We start from the raw sequence: 23386 nt of genomic DNA on the forward strand, positions 1-23386 counted from the left end.
CTTTATTTTTTTCATAAGCAATTTTTTCTATTCCGCTTATACTATCCTGATAAAATATTTCCTTTAGTATAGCACATTTCAACATATATCGTTTTTATTATTTTTCTATTTATTATTGTTATTGTATAAATGTGACAAAAGCAGACAAAAATCGTAAACTGTATTGCTGTTAAAACAATATGTTGATATACTAATTGTAATAATAAAAAAATACTTTACAAGAAGGCTGTAAGTTTTTGATATAAACTTACAGCCTTATCTTTTTTGTAAATCAATTATTTATTCAGCTTTATTATTTGCTGATTTTTATTAGTTTTGGCTAACCCTATATTAAAAAAATTTTTATTTTTTTAATATATTTAATACTCTATGGGAAACTACTCCTATAATCCCACCTGTAATTACTCCTGCTATAAGAAGCATTGGAACATAGTAGTAAATGCCGTTGTTTTTTACTACAAATGCTGCAACGGCTATCTGTGCCATATTGTGACATACTGCCCCTATAATACTAACTCCCATAATTCCAAAAAAATCTGTTTTTTTAATTATCATCATTGCAATAAGACTTACTATGGCACCGGCAAGGCTATAGGCAATTGACATTAAACTGCCAAACATAAATCCTACAAGAACTATTCTTACCAATGATATTAACCATACGTCCCCCATATCTAAGCTATACAATGCAATGACTATCACAAGGTTAGCCAGTCCCAGCTTTACACCAGGGATTCCTATATTAATTGGTATTAAAACCTCTACATAACTAAAAATTATTGCAAGAGCAACAAGCATTGCTATATTTGCTATTTTCTTTGTACTCATATTTTCTCTCTTCTCTTTTGAAATTGCTAAAAACTCCTATTTTGCAATAACATCTGCCTCATTACCTTTTGTATTGTCTGATACTGCAATTTCCACAACAACCTTGTGTGGAAGACATACAATATTTTGTCTGGTCTTTGTTATTTTTCCCTGCTTAACACAATATTTATCAGGACAATCTGCTTCTTTCATTTCCACACAATTATCGTGAATCCAAACTATATTTTTACCTTTATCAGTTTTTATCTCTATTTCCTGATTCTTTGTCAATGAATAAGTTCCATATACATTTCCGTCTACGGTTATTTTTACTATTTCACCGTTATCCGACTGCATCTGATTCATTATAATATACATGACAATGGCAATTACAATAATAACTGCTGCCAAAATTAAATCTTTCTTTTTCGTCAATTTCAAGTTATTCATTATGATTTTCCTTTTTTATTTTTTCTACCGGATAGTCCGTAGAATAATCACTATAAATTCCTTCTGTTACATATTGCTTGTTGTCGTTAGTTAACAGTATTGCGTCGAACTTATCGCTATTGGCCCTCCAATATTCCTTAGCCTTGTCAATACCCATAATAAATAATGATGTTGATAATCCGTCTGCCAAAGTTCCATCGGAGCTAATAATTGTAACTGATTTAAGTCCTGAATCTGCCGGATACCCTGTAGTCGGATCAATTATGTGGTGATATGTTTTTCCGTCTTTTTCAAAATAACGCTCATAGCCACCTGAAGTAATAACTGCCTTGCCTGCAATTTCAAGAACTCCTATATAGCTTTCATCACTATCCGGATTCTGCACTGCAACTTTCCACTTGCTTCCGTCAGGCTTGGATCCAAGCGCCTGAACATTTCCACCAAGACTAACCAGACCGCTTTTAATTCCGTTATCCTTAAAAACTTTCATAACTTCCGATGAAGTATATCCTTTGGCGATTCCGCCAAAATCAATTTTCATTTTTTTATCTAGTTTTGCCACTCTTGTTTTTGAATCATATTTGATTTTTGATTCATTGATATTTTTTAATGTACTTTCCAGTTCTTTTTTATTAGGAACTTTGTAATTCTTTGTATCAAAACCCCATAACTGCATAATTGGATATATTGCAGGATTAAAGACACCGCCTGTACTTTCAGATATTTCTAAAGAACGCTCCATTATGTTTCCAACATCTTCCGACAACTTAAGTTCTTTCTCACTGTTTAATTTGCTAACTTCACTGTCGCTGTTTCCTGTAGAAAGCATTCCGTCTAATTCATTTATTCTGGCAGAAGCCTTTGCTACTGCTTCTTTTGCATTGTCACCATATGCTGTTATTTCCATATATGTGTCCATTGCAAAAAGTTCGCTTGTGTACTTCTGCTCATTATTCTGTGTTGTCTTCTGAGATTTTACCATGTTACCATTTCCACATCCACATAGCAGAATCGCACATATTAATAATATAATTATTTTTTTCATCTATAGCACCTTTGTATATATTTTCATTTTATAATTATGTATAACTTACTCAAGTTAATTTTTTTAACCTTGAATGGTCTAGCATAGGTTATTTCTGTTGTCAACAATCCAGATTTTGGAGTTTTAAAATAACATACACTATTAATTGCCTTTACGGATTCTACGAAATATTTCGTATTGTCTTTTTAATTCTTCCTCTTCATTAATCGGATATCCTTTTGCCTCCAAAATTCTTTCTATTGCCTGACTTGGATCCATTGTATGATAAGCAAAAAATAATTCCCGTAATTCTTTTGGTTTTATGATTTTATAAACCTGAGATGATGATTTTTCATATGTGTATGAAAAATAGCGGTAAATATACCCTATCCAGTACATTTCATTAGGAGAATACTTTACCGAACCATACTTTGACTCTCCATACTGTTCAACTATTCTTTCAAAAATATCTTTTGGTTGAATATTAGTCTGCAAAATATCTCCACTGTCTAAACTTTTTGCAATTATACTTTGCATAAACCTTCTTATAAATATTTCTGAACTTGTAGACGTCGTTTCAATTGACATTTCAAATACTTGTCCTTGCATTTCACATAATATTAAACCATCTTTGTCAAATTTTCTCATATAATAACTGCTCCTTACAATCCTTTTTATTTCAGAATTTCATCTATATAACGACCTTTTCCTCTATATTTAATTCTGGCTAATTTGACTTTATCATCTCCAAGCTTAGCATCCGAATTTCTCATTTTCTTATAGTATTCCTTTTCTTTTTCCGAAATATAACAACGTTCCAACATTTTAAGGCTTTTGATAGCTTTGTCACTTTTAAATACATACTGATAACCTAAATTGGTAGCCGCCAGACAGTGCTTACACTGCTCATCAGTTATTTCTCCCATAATAAATGAGTTAATAATCTGGAACATTCTATTATCCGCAATGGGAGCTATGATATAATCACAGTCACAGGATTTTTCTATTAGCTTTTTTATTATGGGATGATTTTCATATTCCTCTAAAACGCCACGATAATAAGCTATAGTCATCATCCATTCCTGATTCACATTATATTTTTTCCCTTTTAAACCTTCTTCCTTAAAATCAAAAATATACACACTTGACTTTTCAAAACCTGAAATAAATGATATCGCCTGTTCGTATCTCTCACCTGTATAAAAGCCCTGTCCCAAATCATTATTCGTTCTGCTTTTGTGTATATCCAACTTTCCTTCTATCCTGCTCTTCGCTCCATGAAATAAAAGCTTATGATTCTTATCCATATTTTCTATATAGAACATTTCTTTAAGCCTATTAAGTTTAATATTATTCTTAAAAGCAAATTCATACACATGCTCTAGCAATTTATCAGATGGGGTAGTTTTACCCATCTCATTACGCGAAATAGTAATCTGTTCAACACCAATTTTTTCAGCAATCTGAGATTGTGTTAACCCCAATATCTCCCTAATTGATTTCAAATCTTCTTTAAAGTTATATTCCATATTTTGTCACCTCAACTTATTTATATCATATTACTTAAATAAGTTTGTTGTCAACTTATTTACATCATATTACTTAAACAAGTTTTAAGTTATAGCTGACCCTCGCATTCAGCTCGGTCGATTATTAATTAGTTTCTTTATACTTCTACTTCTTGTTAATTATCTTAAATATTGTGATTTATGCCGGTATTCCTATAATAAGAACGTTTCTAATCATTGAAGTCGAAATCTTTGCATCGCCAATTGACACTGACAATCTGTTAGTTTTTTAATCATTACATAAACATAGTAGATATCCGCAATTAAATTTCCAAGAACCGTTGCAATTGCGGCACCTGCTGCACCCTGCTTTAATCCAAAAATAAATATTGGATCAAGTATTATGTTGGCAACTGAACCTACCATTGAACCAACTTGTCTCCTTATTTTTAGGGAACTTTTTTGTTGTTTTTCTTTCAAAAAGTTCCCTATTTAAATTTCTTATTAATCAAAGAACATCCACAATCACAGAATAAATGGATTATAGATGTCCGACCGTAGCGCAAATTGCGCCCTATCATATTTAATTATTTTAATTTTCCATATTCTTCATCTGATACAGGCTCACACCATTCATTTGATATTTCTTCACCCGGTACTTCAACTGCAAGATGGCTGAACCAACTGTCAGGTGCTGCACCATGCCAATGTTTTACTTCCGGTGGAATGTTAATGCAATCACCCGGTTTCATTTCAATTGCTTCCTTGCCTTCTTCTTGATAGTATCCACGACCTGCTACGCATACAAGAATCTGTCCACCACCATTTTTTGCGTGATGAATATGCCAGTTATTTCTGCAACCCGGTTCAAATGTTACATTAAAGATTCCAACCTGGTCTGTTGAAACTGGTGCAAGGAAACTCTTGCCACTGAAATACTGGGCAAAACCGTCATTAGGCTGTCCAATTGGAAATGGCATTTCCTTTGCATGTGCTCTCATTGCTGCGTCTTCATATGGTAAATCACCTTCGTTTACTCCCCATACTTCTTTTGACAAATTAAATACTGCCCAAGCTTTTGGCCAACCTGCATAAAATGCAACATGAGTAATAATTGCTGCAATTTCCTTCTGTGTTACACCGTGGTCTTTTGCATTCTGCAAATGAAATTTTAAAGATGAATCTGTGATTCCCTGTGACATAAGGGCAACTACTGTAATTATACTTCTTGTTTTAACATCTATATCCTGATTATTCCAATTTTCTCCGAAAAGAACATCATCATTAAAATGTGCAAATTCAGGAGCAAATTCTCCTAAAGCATTTCTTCCTGCTGTCTGTACAATCTTTGCCATTGTAAAATCCTCCAATTAATTTATTTCTAATCTTGATTTTGTGGATTGTTCTTTACTTCCGACTATCACAATTATGTAATTATTATAAGCTTTTTGCAAACTTTTCAATTTCTGACTTACTATTTAAAATTTTGCCTTCAACAATTTCTGTATTTGGTGCTGATGGCTGTAATTCTTTAACTGTATTTCCAAATCCGCTTCCGCCTGATGTTGCAAACAAAACAACCTTCTTTCCTGAAAAATCAAATTTTTCTAAGAATGTGTTAACGATTGTTGGTGCAACGTACCACCAAATTGGAAAACCTAAAATTATTTCATCATATTCTGCTATGTTTGCATCCTTGTCTTCTATTTCAGGTCTGAACTTTTTGTCATTCATTTCCACACTGCTTCTTGATTTTTTGTCCATCCAGTTAAGGTCTGCCTTTGTGTAAGCTACCTTAGGTGTAATTTCGTATAAATCTGCTCCTGCTGCTTCTGCCAATAATTCAGCAGTCTTCTTTGTTGTTCCACTTGCGCTAAAATAAGCTACTAACTTCTTTGCCATAAAAACTACCTCCAATACTTTCTTCTATCATGAATGTAATAATAAAATTTTCGGACTGCCAAATAAGTTTTGCTACTGCAATCCTCTCTCATATATGAAAAAACGTGCAAAGCCTATCTCTGACCCTGCACGTTTATTATATCTCTTTTATTCAATTATTACCAATACCTATATTAAATCATAGTCTATGCCTTGTAAGCATTTATTTCTTCTATAAACAAATTAATTGCCTTAGAGTATGGTCTTTGTTCCTTTGCAACTGTCAAAAAATAACGCAATACTCTAAGTTCCATTAATAGCTTCCTTTCGGTTTATGATTTGTTTATCACAGCTTTTTTACAATTGGTAATCAATTACTATGTGTCTGATTATTTAATCACTTGTCTATAATTTTTACGGCAGTACCATAGGCAATCACTTCTGCTGCTCCACTCATTACCTGTGATGAACCATATTTTACACCAATTACTGCATCTGCGTCCAGTTCTTTTGCCTCATCAACCATTCTCTTAACAGCAATCTGTCTTGCCTCATTTAACATTTCCGTATAACCTACGATTTCTCCACCTACAAGTGTTTTCATTCCTGCCATAAAATCGCGACCTACATTTTTGGTCTGAACAACTGTTCCTTTTACCATACCCAATGCTTCTATTTCCGTTCCCGGAATATAATCAATACTTAGCAGCTTCATCTTCTTCTCCTCCATCTATTTCTCTTATTCTGCCTATTAAAACACCAATGATACATACAATGATAACAACCGGAATTGCTACTAAAACTATCAAAAGTCCTAAAGGAATTGGATCAACACTATTTCCCCACAGGAACATTCCAATAAGAAATATCATAAATACTATCATTACTGCTCCTCCGATTATTGCTCCCATTTTCTTCTTCATGTGGATGTCAATTTTGCTAATGTTCACAAAATCTATGCCCTCCTTCTCCATGTTTTCCATCTTCTCAAGCCATTCATCTGTTTTCAGATTATTAAGTTCACATTTCTGATTTATGATTTCTTCGGTAAGATTATACATTTTGGTAAGGTTAGATTTTTGTTTTTCCAAAACATCTAAATATTTTTCCAAACAATTTTCCAAAGTAACATTGTCATTTAATACTGATTTTATGTCTTCTACTGATATTCCGATTTTTCTTAAAAGTTTTATTTTTTTCAAAACTTCTATATTATCCTGATGGTATTCTCTGTAACCATTATCAGCTCTTTCAGGTGTAAGTAATCCCTGACTTTCATAAAATCTAATATTTTTGCTTGTTATTCCAACTAGTTCTTCAACCTGTTTAATCTTCACCGGATAGCCTCCATCTTCTTGTTTTTAATAACCCGATTCACTTATAACTGTATCGATACGCCTTATTTATACAGCTTCCATAAGGTGGAAGGTCAATACTTTTTTAATTCTAATAATATTATTATATACCATACATTACAACATATAAAGAAAAAAGAGCCGGGCTCCCCAACTCTTTTCTCAACAAATTATGATTTTTATCCTTTTACTGCTCCAACTACAAGACTCTCCTGTACCTGTTTGCTTAAAAAGAAATAAATAATGATAGTAGGTAATGTTGCTATAACCATACCTGCTCCTATTAATCCCCATTCTGTTGAATACTGACCTGCAAGTGACATTATTCCTACTGGAAGTGTTCTATACTGGTCACTGTCAACAAAAGTATTGGCTAACATTAATTCATTCCATGTTCCAAGAAATGTAAATATTGAAGCTGTGGCAATAGCCGGCTTAACCATTGGGAATATTATTTGAATAAAACATTTAAATATTCCACAGCCGTCAATATATGCGGCTTCTTCCATTTCTCTTGGTATTCCTTTATAGAAACCAACTAATATCATAATACTCATTGGCAGAGCTCCTGCTATATATGGAATCATTAGTCCAAGATAACCTCCCTTTAACCCAAGTTTGTCAAGAATCTGGAATAATGGAAGTAATGCTGCCTGAGCAGGTATCATTATTCCTATCATAAATAATCCATAAACAGCATTCTTTAGTTTCCATGTCATTCTGGCAATGGCGTATGCTGCCATTGAAGATATTATTCCTGCCACAACAACGGTAACTACAGAATAAAAAACTGAATTAAGGAAATAACGAATTAAGTTAGATGAACTTAATGCTGTTATATAATTATCCCATCTCCAAACTTTTGGAAGTCCTATTACATTCTCGCCAAATATTTCCGTATTGCTTTTTAATGAAAAAGTTATAAGCCAGTATAAGGGAAACAACTGAGTCAAAGCAATTAAAAGCAACACTATAAATTTTATCTTGCCTATAATATTTTTCTTCTTCATTGTACCCTCCTATACTGCTGAAACATTTTGTTCTGCTTTTTTAAACAATCTGTTTACAATAAATGTAAATATTAAACATTCGATTACTATAAAAAATGCCTGAGCACTTCCATAACCATATAATCCTTTTCTAAACAAATTGTTATACATTAATGTTGCCGGAACCTCACTTATATGATTTGGTCCACCACCTGTCATTACATATACTAAATCAAAGGCTCTAAGTGAACCTGTAATTGCAAAGATTACACAAGTCTTTATTACAGGAACCAGCAGAGGTAACGTAATTTTTCTATAAACCTGCCATGTTGATGCTCCATCAATCTGTGCAGCTTCATAGTAATCTGTTGAAATTGATTTAATTCCTGCGTAAAAAATAATCATGTGATAACCTATATATTGCCATACAGATGGAATTAACACGGTCATAAATGCATTTTTTGTAAGCCATGAGTGTTCATATTCCGGTACAAAATATCTTATTACAGTATTTATTACACCATAATCACTGTTAAACATTTTAAGCCATAATTGTCCAATAACCATACTTGAAATTACAACAGGTATAAAATATATAGTTCTAAAAAAGTTATCCCCTTTTACACCTTTTGATAATATCAAGGCTAATATTAATGATATTGGTAACTGAATAAATAATGATGCTGCCACTAATATTAATGAATTTTTTACCGCCTGTGGAAAATATCTGTCGGAAGTAAATAATTCAATATAGTTTTTTATTCCAATAAATGTTTTACTTCCAATCCCATTGTATTCAAAAAAGCTATATACTCCTGATGTTATCAATGGGATTAGAGTAAATCCTAAAAATAAAAGTAGCGCCGGTAATATGAAAATTAATATGTATTTTTTATTTCCAAGCATTTTTTCCATAACACTACCCACCTCTTACTTCTTATTTGCCGTTGATTGCCGCTTTATGTTCATCAATAAATTCATTTATATCTGCGCCATCTGCAAATAATGTCTGTACCTGTTCGTTATGAACTGCAGCAGGTTCTGCTTCTAAAGATGTATCCCATGCAAGAACACCCTGTTTTCCTTCTGCCAATAAATCTTTAATCTGAATGAATAATGGATTTAACTTACTTTCATCAGCTTTTGTTGTCCATCCACTGAATCCTGAACCTGTTTCGTATGATGCAACACCCATTTTTTCATTAATGTAAATACAGAATTTTGCTGCTTCTTCTTTGTACTTAGTATTGTTGTTTACCCAGAATGATTCAACATAACCACCACAGTAATCTGTTGATTCTCCATTTCCGTCAGAAATCATAGGAATCTTTAATGCTACAACTTCTTCAGGGTTAATTGTTGCTGCTTCATCTGTATATACGTTGTTCGCAAACCAGCTTCCCATAATTCTCATTGCTGCCTTGCCGTTTTCAAATGCTGCATTGGCGTCATCATTTCCCTGCTCTAATGGATTTTCTCCAAAAGCTCCTAATTTGTATAAGTCTGATACTTTCTGTGCTGCCTTCTTATATCCCTCGTCACCAAATTCTTTTTTACCTGATAGCATTTCATTAACACCTGTAGCTCCTACTTCTCTCAAAGCTAATGCCTGGTATACAAAAGCTGCATTCCATCCGTCCTTTGCACCTGCTGCTAATGGTGTAACGCCGTCAAGAGTTTTTAATTTCTTAACTGCATCTACTAATTCATCATATGTTTCAGGAAGCTTAGCACCTGCCTTGTCAAATAATGTTTTGTTGCAGAATAATGTCATATACCATGAGAACATTGGCGTTGAATATAATTTTCCATCATATTCAAATGCTGATGTTGAACCTTCCACCATTCTTGATTTAACATCATCTGTTAAGTAATCATCTAATGCCATTACTTTTCCTGCGTCAACTAATTTCTTAGCTGTACCTGCACCCCACCAGTAGAATACATCAATGCCCTTTGCATCTCCTGCAAACTCTGCATTAATCTTTGTCTTGTATGCTTCAGTATCCAATGTTTCTGTTTTGATTTTTACATTAGGATTATCTTTTTCGTAAGCCTTAACTGCTTCCTCATATCTACCCTTAAGTTCATTTGTGTCATTTGACCACTGATGCCATACATTTAATGTGATAGTTCCGTCATCCTTTTTTCCCTCACTCTTACTATCACTGTTTCCGCATCCTACCATAGAGAATGCCATTGTTGATGCTAACGTAACCGCTAACACTTTCTTAAAGAAATTCTTTTTCATTTTGTTTCCTCCTCGAATTTTTATACTGAGAGTATACTTTAGTACAACACCTATCTCAATTTAATATTTTGACCAAAAAAGGTTAAAAATTTTACTAAAATTTCTAACCTTTTTTTTAACACTATGCTCTATATTCTTTTACTGTTTGTCCTGTCTGCTTTTTAAAGCAAATGCAGAAATAGTGGGAGTCTTTAAACCCTATTTTTTCCGCCACCTCATACACTTTAAGCTCCGTCTCCTTAAGAAGTTTTTTGCTTGCTTCTATTCTTTTCTGGGAAATATATTCAATAAAACTTACACCATATGTTTTCTTAAATTCCCTACTTAGGTAACTGTCATTTATGTATAAATCGGAGGCGACCTTTTTAAGTGAAAGTTCCGGGTTATACAGATTTCTGTTAACGTAATCCAGTGCATCTTTTATTACATTTTTTCTCTTACATGAACGCTTTTTTTCATGATAATCACAAACCTGTTTAATGTATTTTATAACACACTCTGATGTATCATCTATGGTTCTTATTTCCCTAACATTTTGGAAAACTTCTTCCTCACTTGCCAATTGATATATGTTTGTTCCATATTTGTTTAATGTAGAGCTTGCCCTTAGGATTATTGTCATTGCCATTAATTTAAGATATTCCTCATCAGGTATTTTTTCTGCTTTAATTATTTCTGTGTAATCAGAAACATATTTTAGTACTTCTTCTCTTCTACAATTAATTATTGCATCTGAAAATTCATCCCAGTCTATTTCCTTTTTTGAACTGTTTTTCTTCATTATTTCCTGATACTCAGAAAAGGTAACAACCTTATTTCTGCCTAATAATACAGAAACACCTATAGCTTTGTTTGCCTGACCATATGCTGCCGGTATTCCATTAAATTCACTGTTTTTTTCACTAACACCAATAGTTGCCGTTATTCCCATATTGTTTAATTTATTATGCAAATCATTAGCGTAATCAATGCATTTACTTACGTCTGTTTTTGTGAAAAACATTACAATGTTATGCATAAAATGTATAAAAGAAAGGCTATTCTCATTATTTTGCTTTTGTATAAATTCATACACTTTTTTATAATTTTGATTTTCTTGGGCATCTTTGATTTTTACATTTATGCAAACACATCCATCAACTAAATCACTGCAATTATATGTTTCCAATTTTTTTGTAGCTTCCTCTTCTCCTATACGATTTTCTACTAATCTAAGAAGAAAGCTCTCCCTTAATATATCGTAATTTTTTTCCGCACTTTCTTTAAGCTTTGCTACTTTTGATTCCTCTTCATTGACTTTTGCTATTTCAGTTTTAATTTTAGTCATAACTTCACTTATTTCTTTTATGTTGACAGGCTTTAAAAGAAATTCGTCAACTCCAAGCTTAATTGCTTTTCTTGCATATTCAAATTCACGAAATCCGGTTACAATTACTACCCTGCATTTAGGATTTTTTTGTAGCAATTTTTCCGTAAACTGCAATCCGTCCATTCCAGGCATATTAATATCCGTAATTACAATATCAACATTGTGGTAGTTTATATATTCCAAGGCATCCTCTCCTGATGCAGCCTCTCCTACAATATTAAAACCGTTTTCTTCCCAATTATATCCTTTACGGATTAAAACTCTTTCTAACTTTTCATCGTCAACCAATAATACATTTAACATATGTTATTTCTCCATTTTAATCTTTTTGATTGTGACAATTATCTCCGTTCCTACACCAACTTCACTTTGTATAATTACAGGATTTTCTATTCCGTATGTAAGACGAATTCTCTGTATTAAACTATATAAACCAAATCCTGACTTTCCGGTAACTGTTCTTCCTGCAAGTATATCTTCTATTTTTTCATCACTCATTCCCACTCCATCGTCTGATACTATGAAAATTATTTCATCTTCCTGCTCAAATACCTTAATTTCAATATTACCTCCTTCACCATTTAAGCCATGATGTACAGCATTTTCTACCAGCGGCTGTAACAGTAATTTAAGCACTTTTTCATGTTTTACAACATCTTCTATATCATAGCTAATTGCAATCTGGTTTTCATATCTGGTGTTTAAAATTGTAATGTAGCTTTCAATACAACCGATTTCATCTTCTACGCTTATATAATCCAGTCCACTGTTTAAACTATTTTTGTAAAAGTTACCCAATGCCTGTATCATCTGAAAGCATTTTTCATTCTCTTCCATTAAAGCCAATGCCGAAATTGCATCTAAAGTATTATACAAAAAATGAGGATTTATCTGAGCGTAAATTATGTCTAACTTTCCTTTTGCAATTATTCTTTCCTCATCCTTTACTCTCTTCATTAATGCCTTAACTGATAAAATCATATGATTGAAAACTTTTCTTAAATTCGTTATTTCGTTATCATAGTCATCCACAGGCATTGTAATAAATTCCCCATTTTCTACTATCTGCATATGATTTTCTATTTTTCTTAAAGGTTTAAAAATAAGATACGTAAGTAGCGTGGAGCACAAAAATACAAAAATAATATTAATTCCCATAATTATTGCAATAATCGTTGAATAATACGGTGCCAAAGATGTAATATCGTCCATTGAAAAAACTCCTACCAGTTTCCAATCCTGTATTCCCATATCCTGACAGGCTACAATACACTCTTCTCCATTATTTTTTACTTCTTTGTATCCTTCATTAATATTTTCTGCTACTTTCGTATACTTTTTGAAATCTCTTTTTTCCTCCTGAGGTTTTATTACATAATTTCCTTTTGAATCAATAATATAAAACTGATTCTTTGAATCTTCACTTACCTGATTAAAATATCCCTGAAGAACAGTATTATCAAAAGTAATAAGCAGTGTTGCTAAAGGCTTATAATCTTTTTTGTCTAAAATCTGCCTTACATAACACAAATAGTTATTATTTTCATAGTATTCTATTGTGCCATCACTTCCCTTATAAAAAAATCCATTGCCACCGGCACTTTGCATTTTCTTATACCAGTCAGCTCCCTGGATGTACTTATTAACTTTTCTTGGTGTTCTTTTATATGAACTGTAACAATTGTTATATTGATCAAATATATATACTCCTGAAACATAATCTCCTGATAAAATCATGTTAAAAAGACTTTTGGTTATGTTCTTCTGATAATTTAAATCAATATTAGCTGAATTAATTTGTCTTAGAGAATCCTGTACAATATCATCAAAATATAGATACGTAGAAAGCTGCGTAACATTTTCAAACACTAATGCTAAGTTTCCCTGAAGTGCGCTAACTGTCTGAACACCTGCTTTTCCGATTTCTTCCTTAGTATACTTATTATTAACAGCCCATATCATTGAAAACGTCATAACAAATGATAGTAGCAAAATTAATATATATGTAAATATAATCTGTGTTCTTATTTTGGATTTTTTCCAATATTTTATAATTTTTTTCAACTTTTTTCTGCTCCATAATTTTTTTGTAAATCCGTATCCTTCTATACTCAACTATAGCCTATCTTTTCAGGTTGTACAACTTAAAACCAGACATTGAAATTTTTTATTTTTTTTTTAGGTAATTTTTTCTTTTCCGTACTTATCTTGTTAATTATATATTACTAATTTATTTGAAACGTCTCAATTGATTTTTTTGACTTAAAAAGGTTAAAATTTTTACTAAGAAATCTGATTGGTAAAAATATCTACCTTTTTGTTTAAAAATACTCAACATATCCTTATAAATAACAGGAAGAGAGAGCCTGGCATGCCAGACTCTCCCCTGAGAAGTGTATATATTGTATTTTTACTTAATTGTAACTTTTACTTTCTTGTAAACACCATTTTGTGCATATGCATAAATTGTGCACTTACCTCTCTTTAGGGCTGTTATTTTACCACGCTTTGACACTGTAGCTATTTCAGGATTACTTGATTCGAAACTTACCTTTCTATGTTTTTTAATCTTAACATTTTTGCTGTCTGCAATCTGTTTTACTTTAATCTTGAATTTTTTTCCAAGTAAAAGTTTTACTTTAGTCTTATTTAATTTTAAAGATTTACAATTTCCTACTTTTCCACCTTTAGTTGCTACATGAATCAATTTTGATGTAGCCAAGACCTCACCTTTATCATTCTGTGCAACTACAAGATATTTGTAATATTTACCTTTCTTTAATTTATTAGCTGTAAATGTCTTCTTGCTTACTTCTTTAATCTTCTTATACGATGTGCCACATTTAGCTCCATATATAACATACTTTGTTGCTCCGGACATCTTCTTCCAAACAAGCTTAACTGACTTCTTAGTTGTTTTCTTTACTCTAACACTAAGTTTTGCAAATGTAGAATTTGCAAAATCCTTATCATCCTTCTTTTCCAGAATTTCTTTTTCCATCTGTTCAGCTGTTTTGTAAGTGCTTGATGTTTCCACAGATGTTACTGCACCATTATTTGTAGTTGTTTCCTGTTCTGTATCTTTCGTTGTTGATACTGCCGTTGTTGTTGGCGCTACCGTTGTTGTTGGTGCTTCTGTTGTTGGCGCTACCGTTGTTGTTGGTACTACCGTTGTTGGCGCTGCTGTTGTTGGCGCTGCTGTTGTTGGCGCTACCGTTGTTGGTGCTGCTGTTGTTGGTGCTACCGTTGTTGGTGGCACTACCGTTGTTGGTGGCGCTACCGTTGTTGTTGGGTGATTTCCATCATCAACATAGTTATACATAATAGATGTTATTCTTGAGCGTTTGTTTCCTTTTACAGTTGCAACACCTATTTCATATTCTCCTGATCCTTTTGTAAATGCTGTGTAATCTAAATTAACATTTCCATCAACTACATTTTTAACGCAAACTCCATTAACGTAAACATTATATGAATCTGCTCCATCTGCTCTTGCCCACGCAAAATAGTATGGTAACTGTGCATTTCCTGCCCATACAAGCCCTTCCGGTGCCTTAATACTTTCATCAACACTTGGATCTACTTCCGGAGATTCTGTTGTTGAGGCTATCGTCGTTGTTGTGGCTACCGTTGTTGTTGGCGCTGGTTTTGTCTCAGTTGACACTTTTTCAACATCAGATATTTTTGAAATAACCCAATCCGTTAATTCTTTGTCATTAATATTGAATCTAAATACTACATACTGCTCGCCTGTCACTTCCTGATCAACAATTTTTTTAAATCCAATATCTGTCTTATTCATTGGATATCCTGGACAATTTCCACCATTTGTTTCTACTGCCTGCTTATAAAAAGCTTCTGCCTCTGTTTTTCCATTAAGTATTTCATAATATACAATTGCACTGTTGACATCGTCTTTTGCAATGAAATTTAACTTTCCATTTTCATCAACATATGCTCCTCTTTGTATTCTTGATTCAGGGCTTTTTTTAATATCATAATATAAGCGAAGAACTAATTTCCCTTCTGCTATTACTATTCCCTTAGTCACTGAGTTTTCGCTAAGAATATAACCATCATACTCCTTTTCCTCTGCAGAAACCTCTGTACCGATTATAGCTTCTATTCTCTCAGTATCTTCAGTTACAAGGTCATATCCGCTTTCATCTTCTTTCTGTTTATAATACTCTACCGTATACTGGGATATAGTTGACTCATCAAGGAACTTTGCATACAGTACTAAATTTTCTGCTGTAGAATCTGTTATTTCCGTTATCTGATTCTGATAATTATCATCTGTATACCAACCAAGGAACTTATAACCTTCTCTCGTTGGATTATTAAGTTTTATTGAACTTCCGAATCTATAACCGTTAGGGTTTGCATCATTGTTTGTTCCATCGTTTAATTCATACTGAATTGTATAGCTATTACGTTTATAATACGCCTTAACCGTAGCTGTATTGTCTTCTTTTACAACCGTTGTAAGTATATTATTGCTATTTCCATTATCATATGTAAATCCCGTAATGTTCTCTGGTTCATACGTATAACTTGTAGTTCCCTCTTTTACGCTAACCTGTTTTTCCTGCTTTTCGTATCCGGTTCCCTCATAATTTTCAAGATATATTTCCACGTTAACTTTTGAAGTATTTCCTAGCAATTCACTTTCATCAACATTTGGATTTGAACCGTTCCCTGTTTTTGGTCCAACATAGCTTGAATTAGCTGGTACATCAACATATGTATTATCTGTAAAATATACTCTCTTTACTTCATCAGTATGATTTTCTGCAACATATGTTTTGTTTCCATCCTTGCTCAATACTAGTGAAAGTGGCTCACTGCCTGTAATGGAAAAATCCTGATTTCCATACTTCTGTAATGATGTTATATATGAAAGAGTATGTGCCCTTGATTCACCATTTTCAACTTTTCCACTATCACTCATATCCCATCTTGCAAGGGCACCATCCGGATCATAATAAGCATAATACTCTGCTACTACATCCTGATTAGTCTTTGGATCTGTAAGCATGTCAACTTTATTGAAATTATTGCAAATCTGTTCTTTATTAGAAACAAAATGTTTCCACTGATTACTGTTTTCATCTATACTGTCTACAACGTTTTTGACTTTATCCTTATATTTTCCCATATAAAGTGTTGCTCCGGAAATTGGTAACATTGTAATTGTAGTTACTTCAATAGAGTTTTCTGTCCACCATGCTGTATGATCATAGCGACCACCAAATAATCTTGTAACTGTCTGAATATTATAATTACCTGCATCTTTATATTTTTCTGTGAAAATTTCATTATGTACATCATAATAATAGTCTTCAATTGCAGCTATTTCAGTTGTATACATGTAAATACCCGCATCTCTGATTGTAGTATTTCCAACTGCTTCTCCCCATAAGATTAATGATGCCCATGCATTAATTGCCTCAGATGATGATTCCTGGTTATTTCCACCTGAAAGACCACCCTTCTTGTCAACTAACTCTCCATTCTCATCATATTCATAATTAGCCACACCTGATGCCCATGAATGACCTTCATAAATATCAAAGTTTCTAAGGAATGGATACTTAGTAGGACTGTTAGCATTATAACCTTTTCCGTCACGATTAACATTAGCAATATCACCAATCATCTCATAAACCATTCCGCCCCATTCTTTAGCCCACTGTGGATCTTTCATTGCAACTGCTGCAGCTGCCTTAATCCAATATCCATAATGGAAATGATGGTCATTAACCTGCTTGTCTGAATCATATGATGATGGATAGCCTATTAATGTTCCATAATTTTCATCATAATAGAAATAGTCATCCTTGTTATCACCACTTATATATGCCTGATATGGATCAAACCAGAATTCAAGATAGTTTTCTACTCCTTCTACCATTTCATTTGTTATATTCTTCATATCCGCATCATCACCATCCAGCTGACCTGAAAGCCATATTGCATCTGATAATGTATTAAGATTCTTTCCTATCCAATATGTGTCAAATCCACCATACTGACCTTCCAAATTGCAAATCCACTTAGGATCTTCTTTGTTTTTTCTATAATCATAAAGATATCCTAACTGCTGCTTAATATTTCCAATTGTATTTTCGTCAGTTGTAACCGGCAATGAAGATAAAATTCCGTTGTATTGCATTTCAGTTACATAACTTGTTCCAACAATCGTTTTCATTGTTCCACGAATTGTTTTGTATGTATAGTTAGTATATTTAGAATTAGAATAACGCCACTGATGAGGATATAGTGCCATAATAGTATCTCCACCTGTGCTTCCATTCTCCATATTCTTTGTTGTTACATTATATTTAGTAACGACCTTAGAAGAATTCTTTAAATATTCCCACTGTACCTTTGTATCTGTAATAAAGTTAAATGCATATTTTTCATATAAAGAAAATGCTTCATTGCTTCCATCAGGAAGTATTGCTACAGACATATAGTTTTTTCCTGAAGGCATCTTTGCTGTAAGTTTTCCACCTGCATTAATCCATGTTGTACCTGATGGTGCTGCTAACATGTAATAATGTATTTTTCCATCTTTTTTATTTTTTAAACTTACACCGATTATATTTGAAGATGTTGTATTTTTTACTATTGCAAGGTCTGTTGCACCTGCACCAAGTGAAATTGTTGGTGTAACATTATCAAATGTATAATAGGCATATGGAGTTCCCTTTGCAATAATTGAACGCATCGAACTATTGCCTGCATTATCTGCCATTACAATTTCATAACTCCAATCTGTTGTTTTATCCACCTTAGCATCTTTAGCTGAAAAATTTTCACCACCAACAACCATTTCTACTGTATCATCATTTAATAAACTTTCTACTGTTGGTTCACCGTCAACATAAGAAGTACTATCTACTACAGCCGGTGATGCCATCTGCATACCATTACTTGCAGCTCTATATGCAAGAGGATGTGCATACAATGACTCTGAATACTGGTCAAATACAACTGAACTTGCCCAGTCATTTGTTGGAACAGTTCCAACTGTCTCTTTATAATTGTCAGTTAAATAAACCTTTGATGGAGGTAATGATTCTTTTCTATCTGTCCAGTTTACTCCCCAGTCGTCAGTTCTAACTCCAAAGACTTCTTTCTTATATCCGCCTTTGTCAATCATTACCGAATTGTTCTCATCAAAAAAATCTCCTGTTGCCGCTTTTATGTTTATTGCAGTAAATGGTATGCTTGTTGCTAACATTGTAATCGAACAACATAATGCTATTGATTTTTTTAGTGCTCTTTTTTTCATTTTAATCTCCTTTTTGTAATCTAAAAACGAAATTTTCATTTCTTCTTACATAATAATATACTTTTTCTTGTTCTCTCTCAATCTAATTTTTTAACAAAAAGGGTTAAAATTTTTACTTTTTACACTATTTTATGTTAAATAACTGGAAGTCATATAATCTAAGTGTTCCAACACCTTCATCAGGTGTAAATATTTTAATCATTATATATCTTGCCTTTTGGTTTCCTATATTAAATGAAGATACTGCACTGTTGTTGGACGGTTGATAATCTACTGATGTCCATTCATTTCCATCGTTGGATACAAGAACTTCCCATTCAGTAGTATTTCCAAAACCTTCCTTACTTCTTGTATTGTAAAGCGTGTATGTATTAAACTCTTTTTCCTGACCCAAATCAATTTTTACCCAATGCTTTACGCCATTTAATTTGTACTCACCACTAGTTACATTAGAACTTGTTGCACACCATTTTGTATTTAAATCTCCATCTATTAATTTTTGTGCATTCTCGTTATCGTTTGTATATCCGGAGCAATCATACACCTTTCCTCCAAGACAAAGATTTGTTCCTTCTGTAACTGTATTATTTAACTGAGTTGCTGTTTTATTTCCATGTAGTTTCTCACCAACCATTGGATATTCAGGATTTGGTATTCCGTCAATATTTTCAGTAAGCCAATTATCTTCATAATCAGCAAATCCTTTAAATGTCCATGTACCCTGCTGCAACTCTTCTACATATCTCTCTCTTAAAGACTCAATACAATCATAACCTGTAATCTGTTTTACTACATTATTAAATGGTGTTGTTGTATTATAAGGATCATCTGTGTAAGTACTTCCGGTGTTATTGTCTTTAATTAATTTATTTATACTATCAATAAGTCCATATTTTAATGTTCCATCTGCATTCTTTCTTGTTGGATACTTTGAGTCCATATATGCAAAGAACCATTTATTATTTCCGTACTGTTCATAACCCCAGTCCTGAAGTGATGTATCCGTAGCTTCATAAACCTGTACATATTTAGGATTTGACCAATGGAAGTATCTGAACCCTCCATAATTTGCCATATTTTCTGTCCACCACGCTACATCATCACCATAATTAAGTTTTCCACTATATTGCTGTACTGAATGAGTTATTTCATGTGAGAAAAATCCTATATCTTTCGGATGACTGTTAGCGTACTTAGTTGAAACACATACTGTAGTTCCCTGACAATATGCTACGCCATCATAATTGTTATCAGCCTTAAATGTAATAGTTGTAGGTTCTGTTCCATTACCCCATCTCTGGTATAATCTTGGATAACTGTTGTAGAACAGTTTTGTAAGTTCTTCCAAATAACCATCTACTGTTACATCTTTCCAATCGCCTGTAAACAAAATATCATATTTACTTGGGCTTATATAGGCTCCTTTCAATGATATTTCTGACAACTGTACTGAACTTCCATATCCCGCTTTAACATCTAATTTGTAATATCTATATGAACCAACCTTATCCACTGTGTAATTGTATGTCTTAAAGTTAACATCTTCCATTCCACTATTATTTACAGTGTCAATTTTTTCCCAATTAGTTCCATCTGATGATCCATATAATATCCATGATTTTGGATTTCTGCCCTTATATGCTTCATTATCATTAGCTGTTGTTAAACTGTAACTATATAATGTTGTATCCTGTTTCATTTTCCAGGCAATGCTAAACTGATTTGAAAATTCAAATAATTTTGATTCTTTACGTCCATCAAATAAATTAAATGGTGTTTCATCACCATTACCTTTTGCAGTTGTAGCACTTGCAAAAATGCTGTCATAGTAAGAAGATAAATCTTCTCCCATTTCCTTATCAACATCTGCCACATCACCATTAAGTGAAATTTCTGCCAACTGGAATCCATAATAATTTGTTCCATTTCCTTCAAACTGTATTAAATAATACTGATAGCTTTCCTGAATATCTGTTTCATATGTATAAGATTTTGAATTTTTTGCTTCAATTCCACTATCTGTTACAGTATCTATCTGTGTCCATGATGTTCCATTATTTGAGCCATACAAATGCCATGATTTTGGATTTCTATAAGAATAAGTCTCACTATCATTGGCTGTTGTTAATGTATATTTTTTCAATATAATTGGCTTTTTCATCTGCCATGATATTCTTAGTGGAAATCCATCTGATGTACATAACTTTGTATTTATATCTCCATCAAAAAGTTTTTCCATTCCTTCATTTGCACTTGTTTTAATGCTAGTTGAACTTGAAGTATCTATCTGCCTCATATAATTGTCAACATTTATGTTCTTAGGATGAACTTCTGTTTCCGGCTCTTCATAAAACTCTTTTTGTGTAGTTGTTGTAACTTCTGTTATTTTTTCTGTTGGAGCCACTGTTGTTACATGTTGTCCTTCCTTATTATAAGTATACTTGATTGATGTTGAATTAGATTTTTTATTGCCTTTTACTGCTGCAACTGAGATTGTATATTCTCCTGAACCTTTTTCAAATACACTTTTATCCAAATTAACTGAACTTACTTCAACATTTGTTACATATTTATTATCTACATAAACATTATATGAATCAGCTCCATCTGTAGCTGCCCAAGCAAAATAATATGGTAATTCCTTATTTCCTGCCCATACAAGTCCTTCCGGTGCTTTAATGTTTTCATCTACTTCCTGGCTTGGAGCTGTTGGCGCTATTGTTGTTTGAATTTCTGTTGTTGCTATTGTTGTTGGCATTACTGTTGTTGTAGTTTTCACTGTTGTAGCGTCTGTTGGTGTATTTGTTACTTTTTCCGATTCTGTTGTAACAAGCTGACCATCTGGCGAAAATGTATATTTTAATGATGTTGCAACAGATACTTTATTACCTTTTACTGCTGCAACTGAGATTGTATATTCTCCTGAACCTTTTTCAAATACAGAGGCATCTAAGTTAACCGCTCCATCTACCACATTTTTAATACATTTTCCATCTACATAAACATTATATGAATCTACATCACTTGCCTTAGCCCATGCAAAATAATATGGTAATTCTTTATTCCCAGCCCATACAAGTCCTTCCGGTGCTTTGATGTTTTCATCTACTTCCATGTCCGGAATAATTGGTGCTGTTGTTGATGCTACTGTTGTTGGTGTCACTGTTGCTGGTGCTACTGTTGTTGGCACTACTGTTGTCGGTGCCATTGTTATTGGCATTACCGTTGTTGATGCCACTGTTGTTGGTGCTACTGTTGTCGGTGCCATTGTTGTTGGTATCGCTGTTGTTGGTATCGCTGTTGTTGGCATTACCGTTGTTGATGCCACTGTTGTTGGTACTACTGTTGTCGGTGCCATTGTTGTTGGCATCACTGTTGTTGGTTCTACTGTTGTCGGTACTGTTGTTACTCTTGCCTCGGTTGTAGATACTGTTGAAGATTTCTCTGTTGTTTGAACCGTAGTTTTTGATGTGTTTTCTATATTCTTTGGTGTTTCTACGTTTTTAGAAATATTTTCTTTATTATTTCCCTTAACTGTCACTTTAAGAATATATTTTTTCTTTCCATATACAGCCTTTATTTTTGCTTTACCAATTTTTTTACCTTTAATCTGTATTTTCTGTTTATATTTTCCTTTTTTCTTTATTGATATATTCTTTTTTCCTGATATAATTTTCCATACTACTTTATATTTTGCTTTTTTTAATTTTACTGTTTTCTTCTTTCCAACATTTACTGAAATTTTAGTTTTGCTTAACATTGATTTTTTCGATGCAGCATTAACTGTAATTGAGCCATTAGGCACTAAACATGTCATTAATGACATTGTTACTGCAACTGCTATTGCCTTTTTTATTATTACTCTCCTTTTCAAAATTCTTCCTCCTTTTTTATAGTAAAATACATACTTATCTACATAAATTACAATATAACATTTTTTAGCTTTGTTTTCAATTCAATTATTTTACTTAAAAAGGTGAATTTTTTTCCAACATTCTTTATTAAAGAAAAAAGTCATAGTTTAGCATGCATTTTTTACACAATACAAAACTATGACTTGTTAACTTAAATATTTTTATATAAAGCTTTATTCCTGACACTGTACAGCATCATACCCTGTTTCACCTGTTCTTATTTTTGTGGCACTGGCAACAGGGTAACTGAAGATTTTTCCATCTCCGAACTCCCCTGTGTAAGCCGCTTTTTTTATTGCTTCTATTGTTTTTTCTGCCCACTCTTCTGAAGAAACAACAATCTCAAATTTAACCTTTGGCTGCATCTGTGGCTCAACTTCCATACCACGGACAATTTCTTTATAGCCTCTCTGTAAGCCACATCCCATTACCTGAGATACTGTAAGACCATTAACTTCTATCTCCATTAATGCATTTTTTACATCTTCAAATTTTTCTTCTCTAACAATTGCATCTATTTTCATTATCATAGAATATC

Annotated in this window: 18 protein-coding genes; all 18 read right to left on the reverse strand. The window is 32.9% G+C overall.

Going from position 1 to position 23386, the window contains the following annotated elements:
- Positions 1-342 precede the first annotated feature (342 nt).
- A complete protein-coding gene (locus NQ558_RS10880; protein ID WP_005360389.1) occupies positions 343-828 on the reverse strand; it encodes a Gx transporter family protein in 486 nt (161 codons plus the stop codon).
- 36 nt (positions 829-864) lie between these two features.
- Positions 865-1257, reverse strand: a complete 393-nt coding sequence (locus NQ558_RS10885; RefSeq protein ID WP_005360387.1) for a NusG domain II-containing protein — start codon at positions 1255-1257, stop codon at positions 865-867.
- Positions 1250-2302: an FAD:protein FMN transferase gene (locus NQ558_RS10890; RefSeq protein ID WP_005360386.1), complete on the reverse strand. Its 1053-nt coding sequence runs from the start codon at positions 2300-2302 to the stop codon at positions 1250-1252. The genes NQ558_RS10885 and NQ558_RS10890 overlap by 8 nt, the downstream gene beginning before the upstream one ends.
- Before the next feature lie 141 nt (positions 2303-2443).
- Positions 2444-2929, reverse strand: coding sequence for a hypothetical protein (locus NQ558_RS10895; RefSeq protein WP_005360384.1), 486 nt, complete (start codon positions 2927-2929; stop codon positions 2444-2446).
- A gap of 26 nt (positions 2930-2955) precedes the next feature.
- Positions 2956-3810, reverse strand: coding sequence for a DUF3990 domain-containing protein (locus NQ558_RS10900; protein WP_005360383.1), 855 nt, complete (start codon positions 3808-3810; stop codon positions 2956-2958).
- A 213-nt stretch (positions 3811-4023) separates the two neighbouring features.
- Complete coding sequence (locus tag NQ558_RS10905; protein WP_005360381.1) at positions 4024-4215, reverse strand: polysaccharide biosynthesis C-terminal domain-containing protein; 192 nt, start codon at positions 4213-4215, stop codon at positions 4024-4026.
- Between the two features lie 161 nt (positions 4216-4376).
- Positions 4377-5144 (reverse strand): carboxymuconolactone decarboxylase family protein, encoded by a 768-nt coding sequence (locus NQ558_RS10910; RefSeq protein ID WP_005360380.1) that lies wholly within the window; start codon positions 5142-5144, stop codon positions 4377-4379.
- A gap of 82 nt (positions 5145-5226) precedes the next feature.
- Positions 5227-5691: a flavodoxin gene (locus NQ558_RS10915; RefSeq protein WP_005360379.1), complete on the reverse strand. Its 465-nt coding sequence runs from the start codon at positions 5689-5691 to the stop codon at positions 5227-5229.
- Between the two features lie 376 nt (positions 5692-6067).
- Positions 6068-6385, reverse strand: a complete 318-nt coding sequence (locus tag NQ558_RS10920; RefSeq protein ID WP_005360378.1) for a YbjQ family protein — start codon at positions 6383-6385, stop codon at positions 6068-6070.
- The gene (locus NQ558_RS10925; protein ID WP_040446318.1) at positions 6366-7007 is read right to left on the reverse strand and encodes a MerR family transcriptional regulator; all 642 of its coding nucleotides are present in this window, start codon (positions 7005-7007) and stop codon (positions 6366-6368) included. Before NQ558_RS10925 ends, NQ558_RS10920 begins: the two co-directional genes overlap by 20 nt.
- Before the next feature lie 197 nt (positions 7008-7204).
- Positions 7205-8035 (reverse strand): carbohydrate ABC transporter permease, encoded by an 831-nt coding sequence (locus NQ558_RS10930; RefSeq protein ID WP_005360376.1) that lies wholly within the window; start codon positions 8033-8035, stop codon positions 7205-7207.
- A gap of 9 nt (positions 8036-8044) precedes the next feature.
- Positions 8045-8929 carry a carbohydrate ABC transporter permease gene (locus NQ558_RS10935; protein ID WP_005360374.1) on the reverse strand — a complete coding sequence of 295 codons (885 nt, stop codon included), beginning with the start codon at positions 8927-8929 and terminating at the stop codon, positions 8045-8047.
- A gap of 22 nt (positions 8930-8951) precedes the next feature.
- The gene (locus NQ558_RS10940; protein WP_259907569.1) at positions 8952-10265 is read right to left on the reverse strand and encodes an ABC transporter substrate-binding protein; all 1314 of its coding nucleotides are present in this window, start codon (positions 10263-10265) and stop codon (positions 8952-8954) included.
- Between the two features lie 121 nt (positions 10266-10386).
- Complete coding sequence (locus tag NQ558_RS10945) at positions 10387-11937, reverse strand: response regulator transcription factor (RefSeq protein ID WP_005360366.1); 1551 nt, start codon at positions 11935-11937, stop codon at positions 10387-10389.
- A 3-nt stretch (positions 11938-11940) separates the two neighbouring features.
- A complete protein-coding gene (locus NQ558_RS10950) occupies positions 11941-13608 on the reverse strand; it encodes a sensor histidine kinase (protein ID WP_156774955.1) in 1668 nt (555 codons plus the stop codon).
- A gap of 436 nt (positions 13609-14044) precedes the next feature.
- Complete coding sequence (locus NQ558_RS10955) at positions 14045-18934, reverse strand: glycosyl hydrolase (RefSeq protein ID WP_050750950.1); 4890 nt, start codon at positions 18932-18934, stop codon at positions 14045-14047.
- 124 nt (positions 18935-19058) lie between these two features.
- Entirely contained in the window at positions 19059-22808 is a 3750-nt protein-coding gene (locus tag NQ558_RS10960; protein WP_005360356.1) for a discoidin domain-containing protein, read from the reverse strand.
- A 213-nt stretch (positions 22809-23021) separates the two neighbouring features.
- A complete protein-coding gene (locus tag NQ558_RS10965) occupies positions 23022-23378 on the reverse strand; it encodes a P-II family nitrogen regulator (RefSeq protein WP_005360353.1) in 357 nt (118 codons plus the stop codon).
- Positions 23379-23386 lie beyond the last annotated feature (8 nt).

It is taken from the genome of Eubacterium ventriosum, from assembly GCF_025150745.1.
GTDB classification, from domain to species: Bacteria; Bacillota; Clostridia; order Lachnospirales; family Lachnospiraceae; genus Eubacterium_G; species Eubacterium_G ventriosum.

Coding starts and splice junctions, on each gene's coding strand:
- NQ558_RS10880 (WP_005360389.1), bottom strand. CDS start 828: ATGAGTACAAAGAAAATAGCAAATATAGCAATGCTTGTTGCTCTTGCA.
- NQ558_RS10885 (WP_005360387.1), bottom strand. CDS start 1,257: ATGAATAACTTGAAATTGACGAAAAAGAAAGATTTAATTTTGGCAGCA.
- NQ558_RS10890 (WP_005360386.1), bottom strand. CDS start 2,302: ATGAAAAAAATAATTATATTATTAATATGTGCGATTCTGCTATGTGGA.
- NQ558_RS10895 (WP_005360384.1), bottom strand. CDS start 2,929: ATGAGAAAATTTGACAAAGATGGTTTAATATTATGTGAAATGCAAGGA.
- NQ558_RS10900 (WP_005360383.1), bottom strand. CDS start 3,810: ATGGAATATAACTTTAAAGAAGATTTGAAATCAATTAGGGAGATATTG.
- NQ558_RS10905 (WP_005360381.1), bottom strand. CDS start 4,215: ATGGTAGGTTCAGTTGCCAACATAATACTTGATCCAATATTTATTTTT.
- NQ558_RS10910 (WP_005360380.1), bottom strand. CDS start 5,144: ATGGCAAAGATTGTACAGACAGCAGGAAGAAATGCTTTAGGAGAATTT.
- NQ558_RS10915 (WP_005360379.1), bottom strand. CDS start 5,691: ATGGCAAAGAAGTTAGTAGCTTATTTTAGCGCAAGTGGAACAACAAAG.
- NQ558_RS10920 (WP_005360378.1), bottom strand. CDS start 6,385: ATGAAGCTGCTAAGTATTGATTATATTCCGGGAACGGAAATAGAAGCA.
- NQ558_RS10930 (WP_005360376.1), bottom strand. CDS start 8,035: ATGAAGAAGAAAAATATTATAGGCAAGATAAAATTTATAGTGTTGCTT.
- NQ558_RS10935 (WP_005360374.1), bottom strand. CDS start 8,929: ATGGAAAAAATGCTTGGAAATAAAAAATACATATTAATTTTCATATTA.
- NQ558_RS10940 (WP_259907569.1), bottom strand. CDS start 10,265: ATGAAAAAGAATTTCTTTAAGAAAGTGTTAGCGGTTACGTTAGCATCA.
- NQ558_RS10945 (WP_005360366.1), bottom strand. CDS start 11,937: ATGTTAAATGTATTATTGGTTGACGATGAAAAGTTAGAAAGAGTTTTA.
- NQ558_RS10950 (WP_156774955.1), bottom strand. CDS start 13,608: ATGACGTTTTCAATGATATGGGCTGTTAATAATAAGTATACTAAGGAA.
- NQ558_RS10955 (WP_050750950.1), bottom strand. CDS start 18,934: ATGAAAAAAAGAGCACTAAAAAAATCAATAGCATTATGTTGTTCGATT.
- NQ558_RS10965 (WP_005360353.1), bottom strand. CDS start 23,378: ATGATAATGAAAATAGATGCAATTGTTAGAGAAGAAAAATTTGAAGAT.